Below are 16,211 nucleotides of genomic sequence, written 5' to 3' on the forward strand. Positions count from 1 at the left end.
CGCTGCTCACTCTGAGCGGAAACACAGGCCGTGAGCGGCTTCTCGGGTAAGAATAAAGGCATGTCGAACATCTTCGGGTCGTCTGGCCACATCGATCAGACGCGGTCCCTGCCGCAGGGTGACGTGATCGGATCGTACACCTCCTATCTCGATGCCCAGAAGGCGGTCGACTACCTCGCGGACCAGCAGTTCCCCGTGGAGGTCGTCGCCATCGTGGGCAACGACCTCAAGCTCGTGGAACGTGTCACGGGCCGGCTGAGCTATCCGCGTGTCGCGCTCAACAGCGCCCTCAGCGGCATGTGGTTCGGTCTCTTCGTCGGGGTGCTGCTCTCGTTCTTCTCGTCCGGCGCAGGCTACTTCTCGATCATCACATCGGTGCTCATGGGTGCCGCGTTCTTCATGCTGTTCGGCATCGTCACGTACGCGATGCAGCGAGGCAAGCGGGACTTCACCTCGACCAGCCAGGTCGTCCCGACGAGCTATGACGTGGTCGTGGCCTTCGAGGCCGCTGCCGAGGCGAGGCGGCTTCTCCACCAGCTGCCGATGGGGCAGAGCCAGCAGGGGTGGGGTGGCCACCAGCCTTGGCAACACCATGGCGATCAGGGGCCGCACTACGGTGAGCCGGGGCAGCATCAGGGCCATCAGGACTGGGGTCAGCAGCAAGGCCAGTGGCAGGATCCGAACCAGCAGGGCTCGAACCAGCAGGGCCCGAACCAGCAGAGCCCGCAGCGGCCCTCGGGCTGGAGCGATCCGTACGGCGTGAACTCGCCCCAGCAGTCGGGGCAGGAACCCCCGGTCGAGCAACAGGAACCGGTCGAGCCGCCTCGGAGCGGCTCCGGCTACCGCGATCTGCCGGACGGCCGGCCGCAGTACGGCGTGCGCATCGACACGGACCGACCCCAGGGCCGGGAGCACCAGAGCACGGAGCCGCAGAGCCAGGAGCCGCAGAGCCAGGAGCCGAGGCATGTTGAGTCCGAGGGTGGCTCCGAGTCCGGAGATCGCAAGGACGACGACGCACCGGAGCGCTGAGCGCCCAACGCGCCGGGACGCCGTCGTGCGTTCCCGGCAACAGCGTGCCCGGCAAGCCGGGCATGAAGAAGGGCGGTCGGCCATGTGGCCGACCGCCCTTCTCTTTCAGTCTCTGAGTGTCCGGGTTCTGACGCCTGTTCGGGTCCTGGTTCCCGTTCTGGTTCTACGCCTGCCCATGGGATGCCCGCGAGCGGCGAGAGAGGGAGTCGATGATGACCGCCAGCAGCAGGACTGCGCCAGTGATCATGAATCGGATCGAAGCGTCGAGGTTCAGCAGGGTCAGGCCGCTCGAGATCGACTGGATGACCAGGATGCCGAGGAGTGCCGACCACGCGCTGCCGCGGCCGCCGAAGAGGCTCGTGCCACCGATGACGGCGGCGGCGATCGCGTTGAGGTTCGTGTCCGTGCCGCCGCTTGAAGCGCCCACGGATGCGAGTCGGGCTGCGGCAAGAAGGCCGCCGAGGGCGGCGAACGTCGAGCACAGGACGAACACGCTGATGTAGATGCGGTTGACCTTGATGCCAGCGCGGCGTGCCGCCTCAACGGAACCACCCACGGCGAAGACGGCGCGGCCCCAGCGAGAGCGCGTGAGCAGGAAGTTCATCAAGACGACAAGCAGCACGAAGAAGACGAACATGGCACCCACGCCGCGGTCTGTTGCGAGGTACCAGACGCTCACCCCGAGTGCGATGAGGAGCAGAACCGACTTGACCAGCATGACGCTCATGGATCCGGACGAGAGGCCGGCTGCCCGACGGCGCCGGGACCTGCGCCAGTCGCTCCAGAACAAGCCGAGTGCCGCGATTGCGGCGAGCGCGTAGGCGGCCCACGGTGGCAGGAACATCTGCTGGGCGAAGGTGACGATCCACATGCTGAATGGGATATTGATCGAACTGTTCGGTCCGAGAACCCAAAGCTGCAGACCCAGGAAGCCGAGCAGACCGGCCAAGGTGATGACGAAGCTCGGGACGCCGAAGCGGGTGAAGAGGAGGCCGTAGACGAGCCCGGCCACCGTTCCGGCGAGGACCGCTGCGACCACCGCGAGCACTGAGTTCCAGTGGAGCTGTGTGAGCGTGACGCCCAAGACGGCAGCGGAGAGGCCACTCACCGAGCCGACGGACAAGTCGATCTCTCCGAGCAGCAGGACGAGGACGATGCCGATCGAGATGGTTCCGATCGCCGCACACTGGAGGCTGAGGTTCACCAGGTTGTCGGCCGAGAGGAACGCGGGGTTGAGCATCTGGAATACCGCCCAGATGACGATCAGGCCGATGACGACAGGAAGGGACCCCAAGTCTCCGCTGCGTACTCGTCGAATGAAGCTCTCGACGGCTCCGGTCAGGCCCTCGCCGTGGAAGAGCCGTTCGTCCTGCAGATCGGCTGCGCGTTCCGCCGCGCTCCCGGCCGTGGCGGCGTTGCTCATGATGCGTTCCTCTCGGTGTTGCGTGCTTCCGCCCGGCGGGTGACGACATTGTCCGTCGCTCCGGTGATCGCGGAGATGATCTCTTCGTAGCTGACGTCCGGGACCCGGAAGTTCCCGTTGTTCCGACCGAGGCGGAGGACCACGACGCGGTCTGCGACGGCTTGAACGTCGGCCATATTGTGGCTGATCAGGATGACGCCGAGGCCGCGTTCGCGGAGGCGCTCTATCAGATTCAGGACTTCTGCTGTCTGCGCGACGCCGAGGGCCGCCGTCGGCTCATCGAGGATCACGATGCGAGGTTCGCCGATGAGGGAACGAGCGATCGCAACGGTCTGGCGCTGGCCGCCGGACAGGGAGGCCACGGCGATGCGCACTGACGGAATGCGTGCCGAAAGCTGACGGAGCAGGCTCCACGAGCGCTTCTCCATCTCTTCCTCGTCCAGAGTTCCCTTGGTGATTTCTCGACCGAGGAAGAGGTTCGAGACGACGTCGAGGTTGTCGCAGAGGGCGAGGTCCTGGAATACGGTGGCAATGCCGAGCTCCCGCGACGCCGCAGGGCTGCCTATGCTGACCGGCTGGCCGTCGAAGCTGACGCTTCCCGTGTCATGCGAATAGACGCCGGCGAGGATCTTGACGAGGGTCGACTTGCCCGCGCCGTTGTCGCCGACAATGGCGACTACTTCACCGGCGTGCACGTCGAGGTCGATTTCGGTGAGGGCCTGGACGGCGCCGAATCCCTTCGAGATGCCTCTGAGGGAGAGGACGGGTTGGCGCGTCGCCGGTTCGGGCTCGGCGACGGCGGGATCCATCGTCACGGCGTTCTCCTTTGAGCTGGTGGTTCTGCAGGTGCCGCTGTTTGAACGGCGCTGCTTGTCTGAAGGGGTGCTGGTATCTGAACAGGTGCTGATATCTGAACAGGTGCTGATATCTGAAAGGGTAAGAGCGAACGGCACCGGACGGAGGGCCCGAAGCGGCCCTCCATCCGGTCATCGGCCAACTGCTATTTGATGCCGTACTTCGCGCATGCTGCCGCGTACGTGCTCGTGCAGATCTGCGCTGCCGAATTGGAGCCATAGAAGTTGTCCTTGACGACAGTCGACTCGATGTTCGTCGCGGTCACTGCGACAGGGGTCAGCAGGAACGACTGGATCGCACTGCCGCCCGTCGTGTTGACGGTGGTATCGCCGTTGGGCTTCTTGCCGTTGACGAGGTCGATCGCCAGCTGGGCGGCCCGCTCGGCTTCCGGCTTGATGGCCTTGTAGACCGTCATGTACTGATCGCCTGAGAGGATGCGCTGGATGCCGGCGAGCTCAGCGTCCTGACCGGTCACGGGCGGCATCGGGGACACGTTGGCCGCCTTGAGGGCTGCGACCGCGCCGCCGCCGGTGCCGTCGTTTGCCGCGTAGACGCCCTTGATCTTGCTCCCGAACTGCGTGATCTGGCCAGCCACCCAGTTCTGGGCCTGGGCAGGATCCCAGCCAGGGGTGTCGTACTCGGCGAGGACTTTGTAGCCGCTCGAGTCGATGGCGGAGTGAGCGCCCTTCTTGAACATCGCAGCGTTCGGGTCGGTCGGCGAGCCGTCGACCATGAGGATTCCGCTCCCTGCGGGGACGTTGTCCTGCTTGAGCTTGTCGACGAGGGCCTTGCCCTGGAGTTCGCCGACCTTCTCATTGTCGAACGAGACGTAGTAGTTCACGTCGGGGCTGTTGGTCAGGCGGTCGTAGGAGACCACCGGGACGTTCTTGGCTTTGGCCTCATTCACGATCGAGGCCGCTGCCTGGCCATCGAACGGATCAAGGACGAGCACCTTGGCGCCCTGAGTCAGGAGTGACTCAGCCTGCTGCTGCTGGGTGCTCGCGCTGCCGTTGGCGTTCGCATAGAGGACCTGGCAGCCGGCGCACAGGGACTTGATCTGCGCCTCGAAGAAGGGCTTGTCAGCAGCCTCGTAGCGAGCTGTCACCGAGTCCGGCAGAAGCAGGCCGATCTTCGCGGTGCCAGCATTCGCGGTCGAGGATCCGCTGCTGGCTCCATTCGAACATCCAGCCATGGAAACGGCCGTGAGCAGGACCGCGGCCGAGGCGACGACCGCTCGCATGGTGGCGATCTTCATTGAAAAAACCTCCCATTCGCAGCCGCCTTCCTTGGCGGCTCCGTTGAGTTTCGCAGGAGGGCACCTTGGCGTCAAGAGTTGAATTCAATGACCCGGCTTGAGTTGCCGTCAGGCCTTCTCGACGGGTTCCGGGGCGGCAAGGTCTGTATCGATGGCGATGCAGTCGATCGCATAGGCGATCGCTCCCAATGTTGCGCCCCGGAGTCCGAGCTGCGCCTGGACGATGTCCGGCATGAGGTCCTCGTCCACGATGAGCGAGCGCTCGACTGCGTGCCGCAGGGGTCCGAGCAGAAGTTCGCCTGCCCGGGCGAGCTCGCCTCCGACGACGATCCTCTCGGGGTCGAGAAGGTTGCACAGGTTTGCTGCGGCGAGACCGATATGCCTGCCCGCTTCAGCTATGGCGCGGATGCATCGCGCGTCCCCCGTCATGGCCTGGACCACCACATCGCCAAGATTCAGGCTCCCCAAATGGTCCCTGAGCCCTTCGATGATCGCCGGGCCTGAGGCAACCGTCTCAAGGCATCCCCGGTTGCCGCAGCGGCAGATAGCGCCGTTTTGGCGAACGGTGAAGTGGCCGAACTCTCCGGCGACTCCGTGGGACCCGCGGAACACCTGCCCGTTCAGGAGGAGCCCTGCCCCGATCCCGTCCCCAATCTCTAGGGTCACAGCGTTCCGCTTGCCGCGCGCAGCACCGTGACGGGCTTCAGCCAGCGCGGCGAGGTTCGCGGCATTGTCGACGTAGACAGGGCGGCGGAGCCGCCTCGCGAGCGAGTCTGCGACCTCGACGCCGTCCCATCCGCGCATGATTCCACGCCGCGCAATGGTGCCGCTCCCGCGATCGTAGGGCGCTGGGAGTGCAAGCCCGACGGCGAGCACTTCGTCACGCGAGGCCTCCACCGATTCGAGCATGTCGGTCAGGAGCAGCGAGACACGGTCGAGCTCATTGTCGGCCCGGTGATCTCTTGCGAGGGGCATGTGGTTCTCAGTCACGACCGTGTTCGCGACATCGGCGAGGGCGATCCGCATGTGGCGCGCCGAAAAGTGCACTCCGACGACGAGTCCGAGACTGTGCGCGAGGGTCACGCGTTGGGCGCGCCGCCCACTGCGGATGCTCTGCGTCGTGTGCAGCACTCCGGACGAGGAGAGTTCCTTGACGATGTTCGAGACCGTCGCAGGGGACAGGCCCGTCGCACCGGCCAGCTCGACTTGGGTCAGGCCCCCGTACTTCTTGATGACATCGATGATTCGCGCTCGGTTGGCTTCACGAAGTGAAGTCTGAGAGCCCGGGGTCCGGCGCTGGATTGCCACGAGGAGCAGAATACATGGCTGGGGCACGGTCCGTACGGCCGGAGCCCTACGGACCGTGCCCACCCCGCATATCGAGCCAGTCCTGGGCCTGGATCGCCCCCTGCCAGCCAGTCATGCCAGACCGGGCCGCCACGCGGGCCTGCCACTATCGGGTCAGCGAAGCTGTGCCATCCAGGCCTCGACCTCGTCCGCCTCACGGGGGAGCGCCGACGTGAGGCTCACGGGACCCTCCGCCGTCATAAGGATGTCGTCCTCGATCCGCACGCCGATCCCGCGGTACTCCTCGGGCACGGCGAGGTCTTCCTCCTTGAAGTACAGGCCCGGTTCGATCGTGAAGACCATGCCCGGGGCGAGTTCACCGTCAAGATAGAGTTCGGCACGAGCCTGTGCGCAGTCGTGGACGTCGAGGCCGAGATGGTGGCTCGTGCCGTGTGGCATCCAGCGGCGGTGCTGCTGGCCTTCCGGCGAGAGAGCCTCCGCGGCGGAGACCGGCAGAAGACCCCATTCTTCGAGACGGGCTGCGAGGACCCTCATTGCCGCTGCGTGGACCTCTCGGAAGCGGATCCCCGGGCGGGCAGCAGCGAACGCGGCATCGGCGGCGTCGAGCACGGCCTGGTAGACGCGGCGCTGGACTTCGCTGAACTTGCCGTTGACCGGAACCGTGCGCGTGATGTCCGCCGTGTACAGGGACTCGGCTTCGACGCCTGCGTCCACGAGCAGCAGGTCACCCTCCCGCACCGGTCCGTTGTTGGTGATCCAGTGAAGGATCGTCGCGTGATTGCCCGCCGCGGCGATGGTGTCGTAGCCGAGGTCATTGCCCTCTTCGCGGGCCTTGGCGAAGAACGCGGTCTCGACGACCCGCTCGCCGCGGTGGTGGGCCACGGCCCTCGGGAGGGCGCGGATGATCTCCTCAAACCCGGCGGCTGTGGCGGCCGCCGCTTCCTTGAGCTGCTCGACCTCCCACTCGTCCTTAGCGAGCCGCAGCTCGGAGAGGGCCTCCTTCAGCTGATCGTCAAGGGCGTCGAACTCGCTCAGATCGAGGGCATCAGGGTCTTGGGCTGTGTTGTAGCGGGCGGTGTCGATGAGCGCGTCGAGGTCTTCGTCGACCTTGCGGACGAGGCGGATTGACAGGCCGCCGATTTCCGGCGCGCCGACGCCCTTCGTGAGAGCTACCTCGAGCTCGTCGAGGTGAGCGGTCGCGAGGCCGAGTCGTGCTTTGAGCTCCGCGAGGGTGGGCCGGGGGCCCACCCAGAACTCGCCCGTGTGCGCGTTCGCATAGAACTGCTCGGTGTCGCGGCCGGCGAGCGGACGGAAGTAGAGCGTCGCGACATGGTGACCGCCGTCGTCGCCCGCTCCCTCTTCGACTGGCTCGAGGACGAGCACGCCATCGGGCTCGTGGTCGGCGCCGAGCCCCGTGAGGTGGGCGAACGCGGAATGGGGACGGAACCTGTAATCGGTGTCATTGGAGCGCACCTTGGGCGGCCCGGCGGGGATCACGAGGCGCTCGCCCGGAAAGCGTTCGGAGATCGCACGACGACGGCGTGCGGCGAACGTCGCGACCTCGGCGGGGGGCGGGAGCTGTTGGTCGGAAGGGGCCCATTGAGAGGCCATGAAACTCTTGAAGGCGTCCGAGGACGGCCGCTGCGATCGATTGTTCACGCGCTCCTCAAGGGGTTGTGGGGAGGGCTGCTCGGGGATGTCGCCAGATTCGGGGCTGTAGCCGCCGCCGGACGCAGTTTCTGAAGCAATCACTATGCCATTCTTCCATCGGCGCTTGGCAAGTCCAGCACCTTGGAAAGGCGAATCTCCGCCGCACGGAAGGCTATCGTGGTCGCGTGAGGATCGATCTGCACGCTCATTCGAGCGTCTCCGACGGGACAGACACCCCCACCGGACTTGTTGCGGCCGCTCGCGCGGCCGGATTAGACGCCGTCGCCATCACGGACCATGATTCCACGGGCGGTTGGGCCGAGGCCACGGACGCTGCGCGGGCCCTCGGAATCACGCTCGTGCCAGGCATGGAAGTCTCGTGCCGGACCCCCGAAGGGATCAGCGTCCACGTTCTCAGCTACCTTCAAGATCCCCACCACGAGGGGCTGCTCGACGAGATCACCAAGGCCAAGGACGCGAGGCTGAGCCGCGCGGAGCATATGGTGTCGCTGCTCGCCGAGGACTACCCGCTCTCGTGGGACGACGTCACGCACCACGTCGCGCCGGGTGCAACGGTCGGCCGCCCGCACATCGCGGACGCGCTGGTTGCTGCGGGGATCGTGGAGGACCGTTCCGAGGCCTTCGCGACCATCCTCTCGTCGCGATCGAGGTACTTCGTGCAGCACTACGCCCCTGAGCCGGCCCTCGCCGTCGAACTCGTCCGTGCTGCAGGCGGCGTCCCAGTGTTCGCGCACCCTGTGGCCGAAGCACGGGGCCGCACTGTCGGCGAGGCGACGTACCACGACATGATCGACGCCGGCCTCGCGGGGCTCGAAGTCTACCATCGCGACAACCCGGAGGCCCGGCGCCCCTTCCTGCTCGAGCTTGCCGAGCGGAACGGGCTGTTCGTGACCGGATCCTCGGACTACCACGGGCTGGGCAAGGTCAACCAGCTGGGCGAGAACACGACGTCGGTGGAGGTGCTCGGGGAGATCGAGCGGCAGGCGCGGGGCGCCGTCGTCGTGCGGGTATGACCGTGCGGCAGGCGCGGGGCGCCGTCGTCGTGCGGGGTGATGCCCCGGATCCTCAGGCCGGACGCGCCTCCGCCCGCACAATCTCGGCTGACGGGAGCCTCGCGGCCATGATGTCGACGGCCTGAGGGTTGGAGTCGACGCAGACGAAGCGCCGGCCGAGAGCGCGGGCAGCCGCTCCGAGCGTGCCAGAGCCCGCGAAGAAGTCGAGGATCCAGTCCCCGGGGCGGGAGCTCGCGGCGACCATGCGCCGCACAAGGCCGAGCGGCTTCTGGGTCGGATAGCCGGTCTTCTCACGCCCGGTGGGGGAGACGATCGTGTGCCACCAGACGTCGGTCGGCAGCTTGCCGAGTTCGCGCTTCTCCGGGGTCACGAGGCCGGGCGCCATGTATGGCTCGCGGTCCACTTCCGCGTTGTCGAAGTGGTACTTCGCGGGATCCTTGACGTACACGAGGATCGTGTCGTGCTTCGTCGGCCAACGCCGCCGGGCGCGAGCGCCGAAGTCGTAGGCCCACACGATCTCGTTCAGGAAGCACTCGCGGCCGAAGACCAGATCGAGCATGACCTTCGCGTAGTGGACCTCGCGGTAGTCCAAGTGCAGGTAGAGCGTGCCTTCGGGGGAGAGGAGCCGCCAGGCCTCGAGAAGCCGCGGTTCGAGGAACGTCCAATAGTCCCCGAACGCATCGTCGTACCGGTGGAGGGCGCCCTTGATCGTCTCGTAGCGCTGGCCCCCGAAGCCAACTCGGTCCCCCTCCGAGCTGCGGACCGTAGTGAGCGACTGTCGGCGCTGGGCCCGGCCGGTGTTGAACGGCGGGTCTATGTAGACCATCGTGAACGCGCCGTCGGGCAGCAACGGGAGATACTCCGCGTTGTCTGCCTCGACGACGAGGTCAGGCCCGTCCGGGCGCCAGCTGCCGCCCGGACGCACGGGACGCACCGACACGCTGTCCCTACTCGGCCTGGGAGCGGCTGACGACCTCGCCTTCGACGCGGCGAGTCCGCGAACGACGACGGCGGGCGGCCCGCATGCCGCGATCGACGCCTTCCTCGGTGTCCCCTTGGAGGAACACCGCGGCGGCGGCTGCGGCTGGACCCTGCTCCGTCTCGCCGGCCTTCGCTCCGCGGCCCCTGGCCGTGGTCGCGGGGACGCCCTCGGTGGAGGCGGTCTCGTCGCCGTTCACCGTCCGGCGTCGGCGTGGACGGCCCTCGCCTCGCGATTGGCGGTCAGAGCGGCCGCGGCCGTGCCCGCGCTTGCCCTCGCCATCGCTGCGTTCGGCCTTCGCCTCGCGATCGCCTTCGTTGCGCGCTGCAGGCTCGCGCCGTTCGCGCTTCTCGCCATACTCGCGCTCACGGCCCTTGCCGCTGCGGCGGCGTGACTTCTTGGCAGGACCACCGAGGTCCTCGAGCTCCTCGCCTTCGACTCCCTCAAGAACACGCTTGTGCCGGGGCAGGCGCCCCTTCGTGCCCTCGGGAATGTCGAGGTCCGTGAAGAGGTGGGGAGACGACGAGTACGTCTCGACCGGCTCGGCGACGTCGAGCCCCAGAGCCTTGTTGATGAGCGACCAGCGAGGGACATCCTCCCAGTCGACGAACGTCACTGCGGTGCCCTTGTGCCCGGCACGGCCGGTGCGGCCGACGCGGTGCAAGTAGGCCTTCTCGTCCTCAGGGCACTGGAAGTTGATGACGTGGGTGACGTCTTCGACGTCGATGCCGCGAGCGGCTACGTCTGTCGCAACCAGCACGTCGACCTTGTTGTTGCGGAATGCGCGGAGGGCCTGTTCGCGCGCGCCCTGCCCGAGGTCGCCGTGCAGGGCCGCGGCAGCGAAGCCCCGGTCCACAAGTTCCTCTGCGAGCTTCGCAGCAGTCCGCTTCGTCTTGGTGAAGATGATGGTCCGGCCACGGCCCTCGGCCTGGAGGATGCGGGCCACGACCTCGTCCTTGTCGAGTTGGTGGGCGCGGTAGATGACCTGCCGGATGTCCTTCTTCGTGATGGAGTCGTCGTCCGGGTCAGCGGCTCGGATGTGGGTCGGGCGGGACATGTAGCGACGGGCCATCGCGACGACGGGGCCGGGCATGGTCGCCGAGAAGAGGAGCGTCTGGCGGACCGCTGGCACGGCGCCGAGCAGCGTCTCCACGTCGGGCAGGAAGCCGAGGTCCAGCATCTCGTCGGCCTCGTCGAGCACGACGACGCGCACGTTCTTGAGGTTCAGGTGCCGCTGGCGATGCAGATCGATAAGGCGGCCGGGAGTGCCCACGACGACGTCGACGCCGCGCTGGAGCGACTCGATCTGCGGCTCGTACGCACGCCCGCCGTAGATGACCTCGATGCGGAGGTTCGTGCGCTTCGCCGCGGTCCTCAGATCCTGCGAGACCTGGACGGCGAGCTCACGGGTCGGGACGACGATGAGCGCCTGCGGTGCACCTGGAACGGGCAGCTTCGCGTACTCGGGGCTGTCCGAGGAGACGGTGCGCTGAAGGCTCGGGATGCCGAAGCCGAGCGTCTTGCCGGTACCGGTCTTCGCCTGACCGATGATGTCGTGTCCGCTGAGGGCAACGCCGAGCGTCATCGACTGAATCGGGAACGGGTGAAGGATCCCGGCATCCGCGAGCGACTGGGCAATCTCGGGCAGGACGCCGTAGTCGCTGAAGGTCTTCTGAGCCTCCTGCCGGACTGGGGCGTCGTTGGTGATGGTCTCCTCGGTCTCGAGCACCTCGGCGCCCGAGTCGTCCAAGAGGACTTCGTGGGTGTGGACTTCGTTCAAAGGGTGGTGTCCCTCTCCATCTGGGCCGGGTCGAGCCGCTCGACGGACGAACCGGGGACGAGGGGCAGAGAGCCTCGCCTCGCCCGGAGGCGTTCGGAGCAGCCGCACAGCAGCCATCCAGTGGAAGCCGATCGCGGGCTATCAGGGCGCCAGCGGCAGTGGCCGGCAAGGTAATAAGCAGATCGCGGATGTACGACCGGGCATCCAATAACATTCCAAGGATACCGTGGGGGCTTGCAATTCCGGGAATCGTGGCCTAGGACACGCGTGGGCGGGGCGGTCGCGGGTGGTTGAGCGGCAGTTGCCCGGCACTGGGCACGGCAGCAGACGCGGCGCGCCAGCTTCTCTCCGGCGTACTTCCTCGATCGGTTTCCGCCGGTTGGGCGCGGTTCCGCCGGTTCGCCGTGGTTCCGCCGGTGGGCACCCCCTCTGATCCGGCGTACCCCCTTCGTCGATCGGTTTCCGCCGGTTAGGCGCCGTTCCGCCGGTGCCGCATGGCCGTTTGAGGAAGCATCCTCAGGCAGCGTGGTACCGTCGGGCCCGTTCGAATGCCCGCTGAAGCATCGCCTGAATGCGCTGAGGGTGGGCCAGATCGCTCCAGGTAATCCGAACGATTACCCACCCGTCGTCCACGAGTGCATTCTCCCGCGCTCGCTCGCGCCGGAGAATTTCGGAAGTGGGGGCAGCGGTGTCCGCATATTTCACGAGGCCGTCGAATTCGAGGGCGACTCGCACGTCCGGCCACGCGAAATCGAGGCGATACGTATGTCCGCCAACCGCCACCTCGAACTGCCGGACGGGAGCAGGCAACGGGAGCGATCGCAGAACAAGAAGTGTTCTCGTTTCCCCGGGCGATTCTGAGAGCCGGCTGGCCAAAGCAACGACTGCTCGTGCCGCCTCAATGCCTCGCCGATGTCGGGCCCTCAACACCGCGTCTAGGAGGGCGCCGCCATCGACCAGGCCCTGAGCGAGCGCCGACTCGCACACGATCATCGCTGGCTCTCGCGGAAGGATCCGAAGGCAATCGATGACGGTTTCAGATGCGGAGGTGCACGGGAGCCCATCGACCGGACTTGCCGGGACGTCTGGGCGATACGACTTAGCGACATCCGACGCGTGGTCCTTAGAGGAGGATTTGAAGGGCTGCACAACGTGGATTCGACGTTCCGCGGTCCACAGACTTATTCCGAGGAGCGCGGCCGCGCTCACTGCGGAGTAGGAGAAGTTCAGATCCGCACCCGTGGAAGCACGCTGCCAAGCATGAGCCCGAATGTGCCGCAGCCGATCAAAGTGCTCGCGTTGGGCACTGGCGCGGTCGGCGTCTTCCGAAGACGTCAGCCCGTAGCAGCCGCGTCGGAGCCGAACTATGACGCCTTCCGCGACCAGGTCTGGGACAGATCGGTCATCGAATCCTAAGACGGCCAGTTCTTGGGGTGTGCAGAGTCCTTCGGCGAAACGAGGTCGGGGGCCGAGGTGGGAGAGATCGAGAGGTTTCATAAGGCCACTCTCGTATCTCGGACCCCGGCGAGTCCTGCGGTTGGCGGCGTATGTGGAGAACATCGGCGAAAACTCTGCAGGCAGTTCCAGAAGGGGAACCGGCGGAGGCTGATTGGGGTAGGGGGTTGGCCGGAAAGGCGGGGGTGCCGACCGGCGTATCGGAGTGCAACCGGCGTAAGAGAGGGGAAGCGGCGGATAAGAGGGGAACCGGCGGACAGGCACCGAGAGGGGAATCAGGCCTGCACCCGCTCGAACAGGACCAGCCTCTTCTGGATGTCCGCCGTCACGAGGCGAACGCGGATCGTCGTCCCGGACTCCATATCGCCCTCGCAGCGTGCCGTGACCGCGGGATCCGCGAGCTGGACCGTTCCGAACGGCTTCGCTGGGCCCGAGGGTCGCATGCCGTTCTGTGAACTCGCGATGCGATCCAGCGGCTGGTCCGGGCGCCCGTTGCCATTTGCCGTCGACGTGCCGTTCACGGGCGAAGGCTTCGAGCCGGAGACCACGACGGCGTCGAACTCCTGCCCGACGCGTTGCACCAGGAGCGCGGCCTCGACGAGGTCGAGTGACGCCCGCTCGACCTGTGCCGCGCGAAGGTCGGACGCCGCCATGAGGCCGGGCAGCGCGGGGAGGGCGTCGCGCACCCAAGCGGGGATCTCGCCGTCGTTCGCCAGCGCCTCACAGAGCACCAGAACGAAGCGGTCGACGAGTCGGCGCAGGGGAGCGGTCGTGTGAGCATACGGCGCAGCAATGGCCGTCTGGACGTGATGCTCCGGGATGCTGCCGTCGAAAGGGGTGTAGGCCGCGCCGCGGAAGAGGGCCGCGGCGGCATGGAGGATCGCGAGCTGGCACGGGTCGGAGGCGTCCAGCGTCCTCAGGTATTCGCCGTACGGGACGCTCGGGTCCCATTCGCGGCCGAGAGCCTGGGTCTGCCTGCGGAAGTGGCGCAGCGACTTCTCGTCGGGAGGCGGCATCGTCCTGAGAATGCCGATTCCGCCGTCCATCATGAGCTTGGCCGCCGCCATCCCCGTCATGAGCGAGATCTGCGCGTTCCAGTCCTCGACCGGGCGCGCGGAGAGAGCCTCGATCCGGTAGCCGCCGTCGTCCGTCGGAACAATGTCCTGCTCGGGCAGGTTCAGGCTCGCACCGCCTCGTCGACGCTCGAGCTCGACCCGCTTGAGGCCCACCTCCTTGAGGAGCATCAGCGAATCAGCAGCGCTGCCCGCGTCGATCTGTTCCTGCACCTCGGCGTAGGCGAGCCTCGCGCGGCTCCGGACCCGGGCGCGCTGAAGGCCGACGTCGGTCATCTCGCCCTGCGCGTTGAGGCGGAAGTCCCACACGAACGCACCGCGCACCGAGTCGGCGAGAAGGCTCCCGGCGTCGTCGGTGATGTCCTGCGGGTGGAGGGGAACCTTCTCGTCCGGGGCGTAGATGGTCTGGCCGCGCCGGCGCGTCTCGGCGTCGAGCTCGCCGTCGGGACGTACGAACGCGGGCACGTCGGCGATGGCGTAGCGCACCCGATATCCCGAACCGTCACGCTCGATATGAAGGGCCTGATCCAGATCTGTCGAGCCCGGGGGGTCGATCGTGACGAACTCGACGTGGGTCTGATCGGGAGAGGGGAGCTCGAGCGACGCTATCGCGGCCTCCGCGTCCGCTAAGGCAGCTGCCGGATAGTTCGACGCGAGCTGGAACTCCTCCCGCAGCGCGGCAAAGGCAGCCTCGAGTGCCGCAGCCCCTGGCACGCCGCCGGGCGTTGTGGCTCGCCGCGCCTTCGGGCTGATGTTTTGATAGCCCACGAGCGCCAGCCTAGACCCCCACACCGCGAGCGGACAGAACGCTCTGGGTCAGGCCGTCTGGCCGAACCGCCGCGGATGCGCGGGGAAGACCCCGAGAAGGCGGAGTTCGGTCGAGAAGAACGCGAGTTCTTCGAGGGCACGCGCGAGCGGGGGCTCGTCAGGGTGGCCCTCGACGTCCACCATGAACATCGTGGCGGCGAACTTCCCGTTCACCATGTAGCTCTCGAGCCGCGTCATGTTGACGCCGTTCGTCGCGAACCCGCCCAGTGCCTTGTACAGCGCAGCCGGGATGTTCTTGACCCGGAAGACGAAGCTCGTGACAAAGGGCCCGTCGCCGGCCTGCGGAAACTCGCGCGGGGGAGCGAGGACCACGAAGCGGGTCGTGTTGTGCTTGTGGTCTTCAATGTCGGACGCGAGGACCTCGAGGCCGTAACGCTGGGCCGCGAGGGGAGGAGCGATCGAGAGTTTGGTCGGGTCGCCCCATTCGGCCACTTCGCGGGCCGAACCGGCGGTGTCCCCCGCGACGACGGGAGCCAGGCCGTGCGACCGGATGAACCCGCGGCACTGTGCCAGGGCGTGGACGTGGCTGTGCACCTCCCGCGCCCCTTCGATCGTCGCGCCGGCGACGCCCATGAGGCTGAACCGGATGCGGAGGAAGTGCTCGCCGACGATCTGCAACGCCGTCGTGGGAAGCAGCAGATGGATGTCCGCGACGCGCCCGGCGACGGTGTTGTCGATCGGGATCATCGCGAACTGCGCCTCGCCGCCGTCGACCGCCGCGAAGGCATCCTCGAACGTCGCGCACGGAAGGGCGTCAGCGTCCGGGAAGGCTTCCAGCGCCGCCATGTGCGAGTTCGCGCCGGGCTCTCCCTGGTAGGCGACGACGGTCACGCTGTTGCCGCGCTGGTTTCGAGGGCCGGCAGCTGGGCCTTGAGGCGGGCGGCGGCGTCCGCGGGATCGTGGGCATCGGTGATGGCGCGGACGACGACGACGCGGCTCGCCCCAGCATCGACCACCTCGCGGACGTTGCCGTGGTCGATCCCGCCGATCGCGAACCACGGCAGCGTCGGCCGCCCCGCGGCCAGCGCCTCCGCGGTCCGCTGCGCCACGTACTCGACGAGCGCGAGTCCGACGGGCTTGCGGCCTGGCTTGGTGGGGGTGGCCCACAGGGGTCCCGTGCAGAAGTAGGCCAGGGCGCCGTCGTCGGCCGTACCACCGCGCCCTGTGGCGGCAAGCGCCGCATCAACCTGCTCGGGTGCATGTGTCGAAAGCCCGACGGCGACGCCGTCCCCGACGACGCGACGCGCCGCGGCGAGGGGAAGGTCGCGCTGGCCCACATGGAACACCGGGGCGCCCGAAAGGAGAGCGATGTCCGCACGGTCATTGACGGCCCACAGCTTGCCATGACGCTCGGCAGCGGCCCGGAGGATCTCGAGCAGCTCGAGCTCCTCGGCTGCCTCGATCTGCTTGTCCCGAAGCTGGATGATGTCGACGCCGCCCGAGAACGCCGCATCGATGAAGGACGCGAAGTCCCCACGGTCCTTCCTGGCGTCGGTGCACACGTAAAGCTGGGCGTCGGTCAGAAGCATGGAACTAGACTAG

The 16,211-nt window shown here is 67.1% G+C and carries 13 protein-coding genes; 3 read left to right on the forward strand and 10 right to left on the reverse strand.

Annotated elements, in window-relative coordinates; genetic code table 11:
- Window positions 1-60: 60 nt before the first annotated feature.
- Complete coding sequence (locus L0M17_RS05975; protein WP_241052856.1) at window positions 61-1,029, forward strand: general stress protein; 969 nt, start codon at window positions 61-63, stop codon at window positions 1,027-1,029.
- Between the two features lie 163 nt (window positions 1,030-1,192).
- On the opposite strand, the gene L0M17_RS05980 is transcribed toward L0M17_RS05975, so the two are convergent.
- The 5 genes from L0M17_RS05980 to L0M17_RS06000 all read right to left on the reverse strand — a co-directional run bounded on the left by L0M17_RS05980 (window position 1,193) and on the right by L0M17_RS06000 (window position 7,568).
- The gene (locus tag L0M17_RS05980) at window positions 1,193-2,452 is read right to left on the reverse strand and encodes a sugar ABC transporter permease (protein ID WP_241052857.1); all 1,260 of its coding nucleotides are present in this window, start codon (window positions 2,450-2,452) and stop codon (window positions 1,193-1,195) included.
- On the reverse strand, window positions 2,449-3,261 hold the full coding sequence (locus tag L0M17_RS05985) for an ATP-binding cassette domain-containing protein (RefSeq protein ID WP_043125615.1): 813 nt from the start codon (window positions 3,259-3,261) through the stop codon (window positions 2,449-2,451). Before L0M17_RS05985 ends, L0M17_RS05980 begins: the two co-directional genes overlap by 4 nt.
- Window positions 3,262-3,452: 191 nt before the next feature.
- Window positions 3,453-4,562: an ABC transporter substrate-binding protein gene (locus L0M17_RS05990; RefSeq protein ID WP_241052860.1), complete on the reverse strand. Its 1,110-nt coding sequence runs from the start codon at window positions 4,560-4,562 to the stop codon at window positions 3,453-3,455.
- Between the two features lie 108 nt (window positions 4,563-4,670).
- A complete protein-coding gene (locus tag L0M17_RS05995; protein WP_241052862.1) occupies window positions 4,671-5,870 on the reverse strand; it encodes an ROK family transcriptional regulator in 1,200 nt (399 codons plus the stop codon).
- Window positions 5,871-6,023: 153 nt separating this feature from the next.
- Window positions 6,024-7,568, reverse strand: coding sequence for an aminopeptidase P family protein (locus L0M17_RS06000; RefSeq protein WP_241056326.1), 1,545 nt, complete (start codon window positions 7,566-7,568; stop codon window positions 6,024-6,026).
- Between the two features lie 137 nt (window positions 7,569-7,705).
- Between L0M17_RS06000 and L0M17_RS06005 the strand changes: the two genes are divergently transcribed.
- On the forward strand, window positions 7,706-8,554 hold the full coding sequence (locus tag L0M17_RS06005) for a PHP domain-containing protein (RefSeq protein ID WP_241052867.1): 849 nt from the start codon (window positions 7,706-7,708) through the stop codon (window positions 8,552-8,554).
- Between the two features lie 52 nt (window positions 8,555-8,606).
- Here the strand turns inward: L0M17_RS06005 and L0M17_RS06010 are convergent, their stop codons facing one another.
- Together L0M17_RS06010 and L0M17_RS06015 are read right to left on the reverse strand one after the other, a co-directional pair.
- Entirely contained in the window at window positions 8,607-9,494 is an 888-nt protein-coding gene (locus L0M17_RS06010) for a DNA-methyltransferase (RefSeq protein ID WP_241052868.1), read from the reverse strand.
- A gap of 7 nt (window positions 9,495-9,501) precedes the next feature.
- A complete protein-coding gene (locus tag L0M17_RS06015; protein ID WP_241052869.1) occupies window positions 9,502-11,313 on the reverse strand; it encodes a DEAD/DEAH box helicase in 1,812 nt (603 codons plus the stop codon).
- A gap of 1,260 nt (window positions 11,314-12,573) precedes the next feature.
- On the opposite strand from L0M17_RS06015, the gene L0M17_RS06020 reads away from it, so the two are divergent.
- Window positions 12,574-12,729 carry a hypothetical protein gene (locus tag L0M17_RS06020; protein WP_241052870.1) on the forward strand — a complete coding sequence of 52 codons (156 nt, stop codon included), beginning with the start codon at window positions 12,574-12,576 and terminating at the stop codon, window positions 12,727-12,729.
- Window positions 12,730-13,043: 314 nt separating this feature from the next.
- Here the strand turns inward: L0M17_RS06020 and L0M17_RS06025 are convergent, their stop codons facing one another.
- The 3 genes from L0M17_RS06025 to thiE form a co-directional block, all read right to left on the reverse strand.
- On the reverse strand, window positions 13,044-14,555 hold the full coding sequence (locus L0M17_RS06025) for an RNB domain-containing ribonuclease (protein ID WP_241056327.1): 1,512 nt from the start codon (window positions 14,553-14,555) through the stop codon (window positions 13,044-13,046).
- 102 nt (window positions 14,556-14,657) lie between these two features.
- Window positions 14,658-15,500 carry a prephenate dehydratase gene (locus tag L0M17_RS06030; protein ID WP_308196821.1) on the reverse strand — a complete coding sequence of 281 codons (843 nt, stop codon included), beginning with the start codon at window positions 15,498-15,500 and terminating at the stop codon, window positions 14,658-14,660.
- Window positions 15,497-16,198, reverse strand: a complete 702-nt coding sequence (gene thiE, locus L0M17_RS06035) for a thiamine phosphate synthase (RefSeq protein ID WP_241052871.1) — start codon at window positions 16,196-16,198, stop codon at window positions 15,497-15,499. Before thiE ends, L0M17_RS06030 begins: the two co-directional genes overlap by 4 nt.
- Window positions 16,199-16,211 lie beyond the last annotated feature (13 nt).

The sequence above is a fragment of the Sinomonas terrae genome, from assembly GCF_022539255.1.
Classification (GTDB): domain Bacteria; phylum Actinomycetota; class Actinomycetes; order Actinomycetales; family Micrococcaceae; genus Sinomonas; species Sinomonas terrae.